This is a genomic window from Prevotella sp. MGM1 (assembly GCF_002933775.1).
Classification (GTDB): domain Bacteria; phylum Bacteroidota; class Bacteroidia; order Bacteroidales; family Bacteroidaceae; genus Prevotella.
Map to the genome: position 1 here is coordinate 16270 of NZ_BEWV01000070.1, position 13972 is coordinate 30241.

8 protein-coding genes and 1 tRNA gene are annotated in these 13972 nt (G+C 47.7%); 1 reads left to right on the forward strand and 8 read right to left on the reverse strand.

Going from position 1 to position 13972, the window contains the following annotated elements; translation table 11 throughout:
- Positions 1 to 103: 103 nt before the first annotated feature.
- The 8 genes from MoGM_RS02195 to MoGM_RS02230 all read right to left on the reverse strand — a co-directional run bounded on the left by MoGM_RS02195 (position 104) and on the right by MoGM_RS02230 (position 12995).
- Entirely contained in the window at positions 104 to 1015 is a 912-nt protein-coding gene (locus MoGM_RS02195; protein WP_104368587.1) for a nucleotidyltransferase, read from the reverse strand.
- A gap of 147 nt (positions 1016 to 1162) precedes the next feature.
- Positions 1163 to 2077 carry a Dam family site-specific DNA-(adenine-N6)-methyltransferase gene (locus tag MoGM_RS02200; protein ID WP_104368576.1) on the reverse strand — a complete coding sequence of 305 codons (915 nt, stop codon included), beginning with the start codon at positions 2075 to 2077 and terminating at the stop codon, positions 1163 to 1165.
- Positions 2077 to 2877: a type II restriction endonuclease gene (locus MoGM_RS02205; protein ID WP_104368577.1), complete on the reverse strand. Its 801-nt coding sequence runs from the start codon at positions 2875 to 2877 to the stop codon at positions 2077 to 2079. Before MoGM_RS02205 ends, MoGM_RS02200 begins: the two co-directional genes overlap by 1 nt.
- Before the next feature lie 800 nt (positions 2878 to 3677).
- Positions 3678 to 5987: a BamA/TamA family outer membrane protein gene (locus tag MoGM_RS02210; protein ID WP_104368578.1), complete on the reverse strand. Its 2310-nt coding sequence runs from the start codon at positions 5985 to 5987 to the stop codon at positions 3678 to 3680.
- The gene (locus MoGM_RS02215; protein WP_104368579.1) at positions 5971 to 10602 is read right to left on the reverse strand and encodes a translocation/assembly module TamB domain-containing protein; all 4632 of its coding nucleotides are present in this window, start codon (positions 10600 to 10602) and stop codon (positions 5971 to 5973) included. The genes MoGM_RS02210 and MoGM_RS02215 overlap by 17 nt, the downstream gene beginning before the upstream one ends.
- Positions 10603 to 10705: 103 nt before the next feature.
- A complete protein-coding gene (locus tag MoGM_RS02220; RefSeq protein WP_104368580.1) occupies positions 10706 to 11371 on the reverse strand; it encodes an RluA family pseudouridine synthase in 666 nt (221 codons plus the stop codon).
- Positions 11372 to 11617: 246 nt separating this feature from the next.
- Positions 11618 to 12364, reverse strand: coding sequence for a 3-oxoacyl-[acyl-carrier-protein] reductase (fabG, locus tag MoGM_RS02225; protein ID WP_104368581.1), 747 nt, complete (start codon positions 12362 to 12364; stop codon positions 11618 to 11620).
- A 37-nt stretch (positions 12365 to 12401) separates the two neighbouring features.
- On the reverse strand, positions 12402 to 12995 hold the full coding sequence (locus MoGM_RS02230) for a TetR/AcrR family transcriptional regulator (RefSeq protein WP_104368582.1): 594 nt from the start codon (positions 12993 to 12995) through the stop codon (positions 12402 to 12404).
- An 800-nt stretch (positions 12996 to 13795) separates the two neighbouring features.
- On the opposite strand from MoGM_RS02230, the gene MoGM_RS02235 reads away from it, so the two are divergent.
- Positions 13796 to 13871 (forward strand) — tRNA-Met (locus tag MoGM_RS02235).
- Positions 13872 to 13972: the final 101 nt, after the last annotated feature.

Consider the following 13972-nt stretch of genomic DNA (forward strand, 5'->3'; position numbering starts at 1 on the left):
AAACATAAACAGCGTGCCGCCTGTATCACGAAAGCATGCACGCTGTTTATATTGTTCTTTGTATATGTAGATAATATATCCGTGGACTGTAAGAAAACGAATATCAGAACAGACCGGCCGGATATACCCCCTCGTCGACAAGGTTCTGTATCTTGTCGACCACAGACTGGCGGTCGGCCGAGTATGTCACGCCAAACCATTTGCTCGTGGTATCGAGCACTTTCACAGTGGCTGTCTTGTCGCAAATGAGTTTGTTGACCATCAGCGGAATGAAAAATTCGGCTTTAAGGTTCTCCATATTATTCCGGTCTGAGAGAAATTCCTTAAAATATGCCTCGCTGTGCTCAAAATAGTCGGGAGTAAATCCCCACATGTTCATGGACACGGGAGTGTTGTCGTCCACAGGAACCCACGAGCCATCTTCGTCCTTATAGCATATCGGACCATCGACACGCATAATCTCCGTGCGCTCGACAACGGTCGTGAGGTGCCCGGCATCGTCTTTCGAGCAGATTCCGCGAGCCACGCTTCCATTCTCCGACAAGGTGTTGCCAACACGGAAACCTACCATGGCGTAGTTGTTCTTGCTACCCTCGGGAAGGCCAGCGAGAAACTTGCCGATCACCATGAATGCGTCACGGTTGTAGAAGTCGTCGCAGTTTATCACGCAGAACGGCTCCTTAACCACGTCTTTCGCCATGAGCACTGCATGATTCGTGCCCCAAGGCTTCACACGGCCGGCAGGGCACTCAAACCCATCGGGCAGAGCGTCGAGACTCTGGAAACAAAGTTCCACAGGCACATACCCCTCGTATTTTTTGAGAACCTTCTCCCGGAAGTCATCCTCAAAGTCCTTTCGGATTATAAAAACAATTTTGCCAAATCCGGCCTTTATAGCGTCATAGATAGAATAGTCCATGATTGTCTCGCCGTTGGGACCCAGCCCGTCGAGCTGCTTCAGGCCTCCGTAGCGACTGCCCATGCCGGCAGCCAGGAGTAATAAAGTCGGTTTCATGTTTAAGTTATGCTTTGTTAGGTTATTATTTTTGTTTGTATGCAAAAGTAATAAATATTTCCGAAACGGAATAACGAATGTCATGTTATTTATAAGAAAAGCCGTAACTTATATAACGTATAAAACCATATTGGAAATAAATCATATTCAAACAATTTCCGTAAACAGATTTAATTGACATACCTGTTTTGTTTCTATCCTTTCCTTTACATCAAAATTAAAAATCAACGCTTCAACAACAGAACGACGATTTTCAAGCCGTGCACCATTATGATAGAAATGATCCTTCGTCATAACATTGAATTGTCTCCAATATTTATTGACCATATTATTTTCACGATAATCATTATGATGCCAAGTTGATAAAATAAACTTAGCTGAAGTATGGGACAATGCCTCAAAAAGACTTTGCTCGTCATTCTCTGTCCAGCCATTATAATAATCCACATAACGTCCGAAATACGGAGGATCGCAATATATAATATCACCCGCTCCCGCTTTTTCTATCGTTTCAATGAAAGACACATTATTAAAGCTCCAATCTTTTTTTCGTATAATCTGGGTTACACGTTCTATTTGGTTACAAATCTTTGTAACGTATGCCATAGAAAAACGATTCGCTTTTTTACAAAATGGAACATTCCATTCACCTTTACGGTTAAAACGCATCATCCCGTTAAAACCGGCACGAGAAAGAAAAATAAAATCATAAGGACTATATTCTGAATTAAAACGGTCACGGACTTCACGAAAATGCACATATCCTTCTTCTTCCGAGAATTTAAGTAAACTATTTTCACGTTCAAGGTATTTTCTCATAGAATAAGAACTTATTACTCCATTTTGTATCCCTTTATAGAAATTGATAATATGAGGATTTGTGTCACCTACTATATGCTGACCACGCATAGGCGAATTAAATCCAACTACACCTGTTCCAAAAAAAGGTTCTATCCAATTGGCATCCAACCGGATACCGGAACTAAGTATCAAGTCATTTATCCAAGGAACAAGTTTTGTTTTGATACCCTGTGATTTTATTGGAGGAATTATTATAGACATTATTCCAACTTTTTCAACAAATCTTGTTGTGTTTTCAAATATTCCTTATACGTTGAAATATTCGTATAATGTGGTTTTTCCATACCAGCATTACGCGCATCTACTGTATTAAAGAAATTTATCCAATAATCATCAAATATATCTTCACCTAACTCAGAAAACGTTCCTTTACCATTCACTAAATTATCCAATCCAAACACACTACCAATATTACGTGTATTGCCACTACCGGGACGGTCACTCGCAATTTTCCATTTGGGTTGAACAAAAAATGTAAAATCACGGATAACAGACTTTATCACATCAAGTTTATCTATACTATATAGAGTTTTCTCATTATATGTTTCAGTACATTGCTTATATAATATCCCCAATACTAAATGACATTTATACTCATTATATGGGTAATCCGTATTCTTCTTTTTGTCTCTTTGCCTAAAATATCCCCAATATGAACCAAGTGTAAAACCACATGAACGACCATTCGCATAAAAACTTGATTTGAAATCAAGCGCATAAAGATTACCTTCTATATCTTTGAATGTAATATCAGGATAAAAATTTTGCGCAGATGGCAACACTATCGACATTCCATGCCTCACGGCAAAATCATTCAATCGTGGTATTAACATTATCTCTATAATTTTAGATACTACCTTTGTGTCATTAGTAATAGTATAAACATTCTTATCTATATCTATGAATCCTTTAACTATCCAATCTCCACAATCAGTCTCCATAAGAGATTTATATGTATTAACTTCATCCGTAAGAAGTTGTAAAAAAGTATCCTTATCCATTTTCAATTTTATTAATTCAAATGCAAAGATACGAAAAAACAGATAATTTTCTCTAATGACAGACCTCAATTATTGGAATCATATATATTGGATGACAATATTTATCTATCAATCCAATTTCACAAACTGTAAAACTACAAAATAACTGGATAGCATATTTACGACTATGCGCATTTGTAAACATTATATCACACGACGCCCGGCACGGCAGCTCCGCATATTTATTCAAAACGGAGGGAAAAACGAACGAGAAACGAAGAAAACACTGTGATTATTGATACGAAAATCGAATGAAAAACGACAATACGACCGCCGTTTCGCAACGGGGCGGCCGCTATGACGCAACGGGATAGCGGTTGGCCAGCGTTTAGTATTCCGTTGCGCTCCATCCGGCGGCCAAACGCACGCCTGCCGCTATCCCTTCGCAATACAAAAAAGGCCTCATTTCGATGAAACGAGGCCTTTTCCGGCACGCACGAATATACTCCGTGCATATTCATGCGCCTGCCGAGGCGCACTGTCCCGCCCCGCATAGCGAGGCGAAAGACGCACATATAAATGTCACTTTACCCGCCGGGCGGGCTTTCCGCGCACCCAAACGAGAGGCCGTGGCACGGCAGCGGGAACGCATTATCAAATATCACGGGTGCCGGCAAGTGCATGAATATACATCCGGCACGGTTCGTTTTGTATGCTTTTTTCATTGTCATATCGCTTGATTTGTTATTTTCAGGCATCAAATATAGCTCAAAACGCCTTGAAAAACAAACTTTATCGCGATACACATCGCCATACATCCGTCAGAAAGGATAGCCGATGGCGAAATGGAAGCCAAGCCCGTCTTTAAACTTCGGGATGTTGTAGTATCCGCCCTTGCCCGTATCATAAGGCACATGCAAGGCCACACCGAGGTCAAGGCGTAGCACTATGAAATCCATGTCGTAGCGCAATCCGGCACCAGTACCGGTGGCAAGCTGCCGCAAGAAAGTGGTGGGCTTGAACTCGGAGTCGGGGCGGTTTGGGTCTTTTTTAAGCAACCAGATGTTTCCCGCGTCGAGGAACACCGCCCCATACAGGCTGCCGAACAGATTGAAACGATATTCGAGATTGGCCTCAAACTTAACATCACCGGTCTGATCGAGGTATGAGTAGGTGGAGTTTGGTGCCACATACTTGCCGGGACCTATGCTTCGCACGGTGAAAGCGCGTATGCTGTTCGCGCCGCCCACATAGAACTGCTCGTTGTAAGGAGCACGCTCCGAATTGCCATAGGCCCACAGCACTCCTGCCGCCACACGCCCCACAAGTTCCGACTTATACCCGGTGACCCATGTTTTGCGCAAGGTGGTGTTCAGTTTGAGGAACTGTGCAAACGGATTGCCGAACATCCCTTTCTCCTTCTCGCTGAATTTCTTACCTGCCATGGCATATCCCGCCGAGAGGATATTGCCCGACTCGGTGAGGGTTATCTCCCATGCTATCGGATTTTTGTATGCCGCCGGACTGCTGTATATATATGTGTATTTTATCTTCGGCACAAACTGGTTGCGCATTGACACATATACGGCGGGATTGTCCGTCATTATCTGGTCAAACTTCTCCGTGGTGCTCTGTAAGTAATTATAGTCGAGAAGCAAGGGGCTGAACTCGTGTTTCGAATTGGCCGATGTCTGGAACTTATATGTCACGGCTCCCGTGACAGTGAGCATCTTGAAGAAATCAGCCCTGTTGAGCACGTTGCCAGACAGCGAGAACAACGTAGAAGGCGGGGTGAAGAACCGGCGCCGCCGGAACACCTTGAACGGTGTTTCGAGACGCGGATACTCAATCGACACATCGGCACCATACTCGTATGAGTTAATAGTGGAACTGCTACCGGCCACACGCTTCCCCGTCTGCCACTCGTAGGATCCTTTCAGGCTCACGCTCAGCTTCTCTCCTCCGCGAAAAGCGTTACGCTTGTTCATGCTGAGCACCAATCCCGGACCTGTACGATCGTTACTCTTCAACGAGTAGTTTGCCTCTATCGACCCATCGTAAGGCTTGTCGAACACACAATTCAGTCTCATGTCGAGAGTATCACAGGTCGAAGTGGTGTCGCGCGGGGTGAACGTGAAGTCGGAAAGACTGAACAATCCGAGACTGTTTATCACTCCCGAGGACTCCATGTACTCGTCGTAGCTGAACTGCTTGCCCCGTCTCAGCTTTATGTCGCGCAACAAGGTACGCAGACGGATAGGCGGTTTCTTGCCCGAGTAGTATACCGACAGGTTGCGGTGCACGATAGAGTCGGTCAACGGTTCCATGACCGAGCGGCGCATCTCTACTCTCATCTTTCCGAGATACCAGCGACGCCGAGCCTCATCGGGCATGTCGGCGACAGGCTGCAAGCGCACCGCCACACGCCCCGGATTAGACACGGAATCGGCCAGTATGGCCGCATTGTCGGCACGATAATAATAATATCCGTTATTCCGGAACAGACTGTTGAGCCTATTCCTCTCGGCGTCAAGCTTAGCCACGGTGAACGCCTCGCCACTTTTGAGATAGCTTTGGTCGGCCGTGGCACGTATCAGGCTGTCTGCCCCGGCGGAAAAACCTATGTGTTGGATAGAATCGAAAGTATAAAGCCTGTTGTTGGTGACGGTATAACTGAGCTTTGCCTTCTTCGGGTTTTTCTGCGGTATGACACTATAGTCCACCTTGGCGTCGAAATATCCGTTGGCACGAAGCACGTTTCTGGCGACCAGCGCCCGCACCTCCGGATTGACAGAACTCATCAATACGGGTTCGTGTCCGAAAGATTTGAGCATCCACTTACCGAACCCTGATGTCGAGTTGGCATACTTGTTGTATATCCACAGTTTCCACTGAATGGGTGTGCGATAATAAGAACTGCCAAGCAAGGCTCCGTTCGGGGCACAGGCCAGTGCGGCCTCCACCTCCTCCTGCATAGTGACGTAATGCTCGTCTTTGGCCCGGTCGACATAGTCTATCTTCTTCAACCCCGTATACAGCACCTCGCCCTCGGGAAGATTGCTCGTCGTGGAGCAGCCTGCGCACACGAGAGACATTGTCAGTGACAAGATGATTTTATCGCTTTTCTTCATTTACCTTTACCGTATCGTTTTCCAATGATTTTTCAGTTGTATTGTCATCGCTTCTGAAATTGAACAGTTGCCAGAACCGATCGGCTTTCTTCCTCCACATGAAACCGGCACCATACTCCGTGATACGGCCTTCAAGCATATCGTAGGCAGACTTGTTATAGAACATCCTTACATAACGCATGGCCGTCTGATCGAGCCGGTATTCGAGCGACACGTTGTCGATGAAGGTCTGGTCCTGTTCTTCCGGGCCGTTGTCGCCTCCGCCGGAAATCTTTCCTCCTATCACGAAGTTCACCCTGTTGTTCCAAAAACGCTTGGCAAACTTAAACGAATAGTCTGTGTGCGTGTTGCCATACGCATCGGCACTCTGGTCGAGTCCGAGACTGAGATCCACAGTACGCATGGCACTGTTCGTAATACTGTTGATCTCGCTTTGCAGGAACGAGTTCAAGGCGCTGTTCATGGAGAAGCCTCCCGTGTTTCCATCAGCCAGGTACATGCCTGTCGTCAGCATGGTCACGGCAAGCTTGCCTCTCTGCTCCATGCTCATGGCAGCAAGCTCGTTCTTTATCGTCATGTCCTCGGGAGCGTCAAGCGTAAACTCCAATCCCATGTTGCTGAGCGTCTTGCTAACCTTCACTCCGCAATCGAACAGCACGCTGCGGCTGTTTCCCGTCTCCGCGGCCACAAGGGTCTTGACCTGCTCCGTGGCCGAAAGATTAAGCGTGGGGTTCATCACATCGCCGGTAAACTCTATGTAACTGCCCTGTCTTATCGTAAATGTCTTGAGCGGAATGATGGGCAACTCATACTTCATCTCGCCAGAATTGATGGTGTAACGGCCGAAAAGTTGCAGATTGTCAGTCGGATTGTATACCATGCGCAACTCGCCGCCACCCTCGATATTAACGTAGTTCGACTGGTCTGCGTTAAGGGCGCAGAATATCCTCGCCCCCGATTCGATGTTCATCATCAGAAGCATGTCGAGCCCTCCGGGTTCCGGGCGGTTCACCTTCACCTCGACTGTGTCACGGAAGTCGGTGAACGTCACGAGATCTTTAAGCCTGTCGTCGGTGTTAAGCGGCGAGTCTTTAAGTATATATGTCATGTTGGTCTTACCGAGAACATCGAGCTGTCCGCGCATTTTCAGGTCTGACAAAGCCCCGTTCAGCACGGCGCCGAAGTTGACAAAAGCCTTGCCGTAGGCCACAGACTTGCGTGTTTGCCTGGCGTCGATAATCTGGTAATTTCGCGCCTGCATCCTCATATCAAGACGAATCTTATCGGGATTGGCGAAATTAACATTGCCGTTGATGTTCAACGGGCTGTCATTATGGGAATAAAGCGCGAAATTTTCAAAGAGAAGATTACTGCCCACAATACGCACCGGCTTGTCATTAGCCCTGAGATTGACACCGTACGGCACACTTATTACATGTGTAGAGTCGAGATATACCTCGCCGTCTACCTGCGGTTTGTCAAGCTCTCCCCTCACGGCAACACTTCCCTCGGCATATCCCTCAAATCCCATTATCTGATCAGGAATAAATCCGTTTATCATGGATAGCGGGAAACGGCTCATATCGAACGTGGCGTCCAGATAGCCCTTGTCACCATGCGTATAAGTACCGGAAAGCACACCTATGTCTCTTCCGTCGAGTATGAGATTGGCAGAGACGTAATGCGAGTTTTCGTCTTTCTGCATGTAAGAGAACTCACTGTTCAAATCTCCGATATAACAATGCTCGTATGTCATCTTGTCCACTCCCATATCGGATATCACCGTGAACTTCTCGTTGCGATCTTGCATCACGTGGAAGTCACCGTTCAGCAGTCCGCTCATGCGCGGCGCATACGGAATTACGGAAGTGAGCTTGTCCAGATCAAATTTATTAAGGCTGACAGTGATGTCCTGTAACATATCTCCGGCGTTGTCGTCGGAGTATATCTTCACACCTGTCCCGTCGTCGGCCACCAGATCTATGCCGGCCTGTATCCTCTTATCACGGCCGAGGAACACGAAGTTGTCCTTATTAAGATTGAACGCCTTATACCCAAGTATCGGTTTGTCGGGGAACAATCTGACGGTGATACCGCTGTCGCAGACCTCGGCGCGCGCTCCGAGAGAGGCTCCGAGCCTGTCAGACGCATCGTAATACTTTACGCTAAGTTCAGCCCCGCGCTCCAAGACGGAGCCTTCAAAAAGGCTGTTGAACACAAACTGGGGATTTTTCTTGTTGTTGCGCACCTGCCCATAGAAGCGTACATTGGTGTCTTCCTGCGTTATGGTCATGCTCACCGTGTCTATCTGCATACTGTCGGCAACAAGCGAATAGAGATGCATATTTCCTTCTATACCTTCCGCAGGCGATGTGGACAGGTCTACAAACAAATCATCAAACTCTACCCCCTTCGCTTTAAGAAAGCCGGCAAAAGAGTTCTCATTACCGCTCTTGAGGCGTATCTGCATTGTCGGGAGCATGGCCTGAATTGCCGGCTGGTCGATGGTCTTATTATCAATCTGGGTCGTTATCAGGTCACCGAGACGCTTTCCCTCATCCATAAGAGACTCGTAGCCTCCCGATGCGGTGAAGAACATTTCGAGATTGCCGCTATACAGTTTTGCCCAAGTAGTATCACGGTTGGTGGAAGCGTCGAGAACGACATCAGCCGGGCGATAGGTCCGCCGGGCATCACGCACCGTGAAATCGTTGAACAAGCCCTTCACCATGTGCGACTGTTTCAGATCCGACGCTATGTCGACATGAGCACACATAGCGGCGGTGAACGGCCGGTCTATGACACGGAGACGATAAAGGTCTGCTTTCGACAAGTCTGTACTCACTGTAGCCCGCACTCTATTAGGATCGAGCAGCGCATCTACGTCTATCGTACCGTCAAGAAGCTCATTCCTACTGTCAAGCCGCACCTTACCAATACCGTTGGCAATAAGAATGTCGGTTCTTATCCTGTCGAAATTCATGCTTCCGTAGCGGAAAGCGTCTACTTTTCCATTCGCTTTGAGGTGGCTTCCTTTGGCCAAGAGGTCTGTTCCATGCCCTTCTATGTCTATGTCGCACGTCAGATTGTAGAGCGAGTCTTTAGGCATGAAATGGTGAATATTGATGTCTTTTACTCCCACCGACGCCTTATAGCTCATGGACGAGGCATCGAAACGACCGTTCAGGTCGACCGTCCCTCCGCCCTCACGCACTCTCACATCGGCGGAGTAGCGGCGGCCGTCTGCCTTTACGTCACCATCAAGCTTTATTCCCGACGGGATATGATAGTCGGCCATAACCTTAGGGTCAAGCAAACAAGTGACAAAGCCGAGATCGAATGTCTGAGCGCTCAGTCTAACCTCTGCCTTGACGCGTTTCATGTCCGTGGGATTGGCCGCAAACCCGCGTGCTGACATATTGAAAGCTGTGGGCAAACTCACTTCAAGCCCCGATATATCCACACGCCGCATGTTGCCGTCCACCGAGCCACGGACTGTCAACGGGCGATTGGGATAGCGGCGTACAAACTGTTCGGGCATGCCACCGCAGAACATCATGATGTCCTGTTTACCTACAGAAGCGCGCAAACGGGCATATATCTTACCGGGATTTATGCTGTCGAGGGCATTTAGGTCCATCTTTACCTGCGCCTCGATATCCGAATCGGGAGTACGGAGAATTAGGGACGGAAGGTTCAGACGCACAGAGTCGAGACTCACGGGGCCTGACAGGTTGCTTATCTCGAGACCGCTTTTCTCCTTCATACGGCAATAAAGCAGGTTCATGCCGATGTCTGGAGCACTATATGACAAGCTGTCTATGCCTATGTTTATACCGGTGAGAGATATGTGATTGTAGTCCAGCCCATCCACCTCGGGCTCGAAACGGTTGTCATAATCCAGTGCGCCGTCATGCCAGAAAAAACGGGTTATCCCATATTTCTCTGTCCCGAGGTTTATATCTCCACCCCGTGCCGAGGCATGGCCGAGATATGCCCGGATGCCCATTGTATCGCCGGGCATGCGGACGGTAATGTCTGTACGATATATATTGAGGCTGTCTACATATATCCGCCACATCGTCTTGCTGGCCGACGTGTCCGGTGGCACCGTGTCGCTAAGCTCAATGCTGATGCGGGCATCGCTCAACCGGGTGTCGTTCAGATCCACTATCTGCCTGTTGAGGTCTATTCCACGGCTCGAAAGGCTCAACTTGCCGAGCGTGGCACGCACACGGGCAGAGGCTATGAAATCGGCCGTATTGACTTTGACCCGGTTCAGTTCGAAGCTATTTATCACCACCTTGCCGTCCAGCAAAGGCATGAGACTGACATCAACGACCAACTTTCTCACATCGGCCACAGTATCGTTCACCTGAGGCAGCGAGTCGTTGGGTTGAACCATACAGAACCCGTTTATCCCGAGATCAAGCGGAAAGACAAGGTCAACCCTGTCTACCGTTATCCCATATCCGGTTTTCTCAGACGCATATTCCACCACTTTATCCACCGCCCAGTTTTGCACGGGAGGCAGATAGAGGGCTATTGTCAATATGATAAACAGCAGAATAGGACTCAAAAGGATGAGACCTATCCACAAAAAGATTTTTTTCATCTCGCTTACTTCAACACTACAACGTTAAACAACGCTGCAAAGTAAGCAAAAAATCCTCAGAAAGCAGGATGTTTTTACGAAAAAAAACAACAATTCTTTATTATTAGACAAACTCCCGCCACAGGTTGTCGGACGGCAGGGGAGCCTCCACCGACACGGTATTCTTGCTGACGGGATGTACAAACTCTATGCGACGCGCCATGAGAGATATGCTCCCGTCGGGATTACTGCGACGCGCGCCATACTTCAAGTCGCCTTTTATGGGGCATCCCATGGCCGCGAGCTGACAACGTATCTGATGATGCCGGCCGGTCATGAGCCTCACCTCCATCAGCGTGTAATTGTCGCTTCGGCCTATAACCTTATACATCAGCATCGCCTTTTTAGACTGCGGCACCTCACGGTCATACACATAGCTCTTGTTCTGCCGCTCATTGCGTACTATCCATCCCGTAAGCGTGCCCTCATCACGTTCAGGCGTGTTGCGGCTTATGGCCCAGTATGTCTTGTGTACCTCGCCGTCCCGGAACATCTCATTGAGCCTCGACAGCGCTTTAGACGTGCGCGCAAAGACCACTATTCCACTCACGGGGCGGTCCAGACGATGCACCACACCGAGAAAAACATTGCCCGGCTTGGCGTATTTTTCCTTTATATATGCCTTGACAATATCCGACAGAGGCGTGTCGCCGGTCTTGTCACCCTGCACGATCTCCCCGCTCTCCTTGTTTACTATAATTATATGATTATCTTCGTAAAGAACCGTCATGCGCTACGATGATGTTTGATTTGTGGATTATTATAATTATCAGCCGATAAAATAAATATTACCTGCCGGAAATGTATGGGCGTCGTGCGGACAAGCGGCCAACGCTTCGTCAACAGATGTCCGGCACGGCATTAGCAGCCATATGCAAACGGCAGCACGTGCCATCCGCCAAAATATAATGGCCGCGCTGTTTTTACGGCGCAGCCATTATAAAACCATAAGTTACATATATCCATTGACACGGCATTACATGTTCATGCCGCCGTCTACCTGTATCACCTGGCCGCTGATATAGCTTGACATATCCGACGCGAGGAAAGCCGCGCAGTTGGCAATGTCATCTACCGTACCGCCACGGCGGAGAGGTATCTTGCTTGCCCACTCCTTACGGACATCGTCAGACAGGGCCTGGGTCATGGCCGTATCTATGAAGCCCGGGGCAATGGCATTGGCACGGATACCCTTCGGACCCATCTCCTGAGCCACACTCTTGGCAAGAGCTATCAGACCGGCTTTCGAGGCGGCATAGTTGCTCTGGCCGGCATTTCCATGAACACCCACGACAGATGCCATATTGATGATCGAACCGCCGCGTTGGCGCATCATCACCGGCACGCAGGCATGGATGAAGTTGAAAGCGCTCTTCAAGTTTACGGCTATGACAGCGTCCCACTGAGCCTCTGTCATACGGAGCATCAGACCGTCTTTCGTGATACCGGCGTTGTTCACCAAGATATCCACAGAGCCAAACTCCTCTTTCACCAATTTCACCACTTCCTCCGTCTGAGCGAAATCAGCGGCGTTGCTTGCATATCCTTTTGCCTTTACTCCCTTGGCGGCAATCTCCGCCTCGGTGGCTTTTCCATTTTCGTCGATTACAAGGTCGGTGAACGCGACGTTGGCACCTTCCTCGGCGAATTTCAGCGCGATAGCCTTTCCGATACCGCGCGCAGCACCTGTAATCAGGGCTGTCTTACCTGTCAATAATCCCATTTTTCTGTTTTTTATTATTGTTCGTTATATGAAAACTCTATTTTATCATGCTCTTTCCCAGCGCTCCGTATACGACCTTAGCCACCAACGGCTTGCTCATCTCCTCGGTCATTCCATGGCCTATTCGTCCGTAGATATACGGAACTTCGAGTCCCTTTATACAATAGTGGGTAATGTCTGCCACAAGATCCACATTATCTATGTCGAATTCCCCGTCGGCCTTGCCCTCGGCATAGACCTTACGGAAAAGCTCTATCTCGTCCTCGTCAAACTTCTTCCTCACCTTCTCCACCATCCAGATGTTGCGGAAGAACTCGGCACGCAGGTTCCCATTGCGCACCACCGTCTCCTTAATCATGCTCAGATGGGTGTATATCAATTCTATAATCTTGTCTTGCGGACGTATTTTCTTGCCCGCCACCTCATCGAGTTTGTCGGAGAGCCGTTCGAGCTCGGATTCTATTACGGCGTAATATACATCTTCCTTGCTTTTGAAGTATGTGTACAGCGTACGGCGTCCCTTGCCCGAAGACATGGCGATATCGTTCATCGTCGTGTTTTCTAATCCGTTCTTGGCAAACAGTTGCCGTGCCACATCCACCAGTTTCTGTCTCGTTTTTGATATTGACATATATACGCCTCTCCTCTAAAAATACAATATTGCACATCGCAAATATCATGCGCAAATTTATTAATTAAATTTTAAACATACAAATAATTAGCCGATAAATCGTATTTTGTGGCCTTTTTTAGCACAGAAGACAATCTGTGACCGACAAACACCATAAATGGAAACGGAAGACACATCCATCATTTACATTCACCGTACTCAAACACTAAAAGACACAAAGATTTATCAAAGAAAACAAACAGCCCGCCAAAGCGGTAAATAAATCCAACAAAAGCATTCTGAATACTCGGTTATTTTAAAATATAAATCCCGAGGCCGGGAAAAACGCCGTATTTCGAACTTTTACGTAACAACCTGTCAATCAAAGTCATACATCCGCACATCCGGAAACAACGGCCAGCCATGCCATACCCGCCCATCCCGTTTTTTCCAATAAGCACCTTATTGGATTGCATTAAGCCGCTCGTTGTGTTGCATTTAGATACCCGTCGGAAGCCAACGGGATACTAAACGCCGAGCAATATGCCGCCAAACGCCTCCCAACGAGTATCCCGTTACAAAACAAGACCGCCGGAAGCACGATATACATATATCGTCGTATATCGGTTTCGACTCTAAAACGGACTTTTCAGAACATGCTTTTTCTGGACAATAATATTTACAATTTATACTGTATCAGACACAGCCGAAAACACATTTAATACGTATTGACAAATATTTCGCGTCAAAAAGTCATGCAAAAATTTGCATATAACAAAAAAAAGCCTTACCTTTGCACCCGCAATTAAAAAAAATAACATCGCGGAGTGGAGCAGTTGGTAGCTCGCCAGGCTCATAACCTGGAGGTCGCATGTTCGAGTCCTGCCTCCGCAACCAAAAACCGCTGAAAGTAAAAACACTACTTTCAGCGGTTTGTCTTTATGCCTATTTTTTTTGGGGGGGCAGGTTGGACATTCAGGGTCAGCGGATTTTTCCGG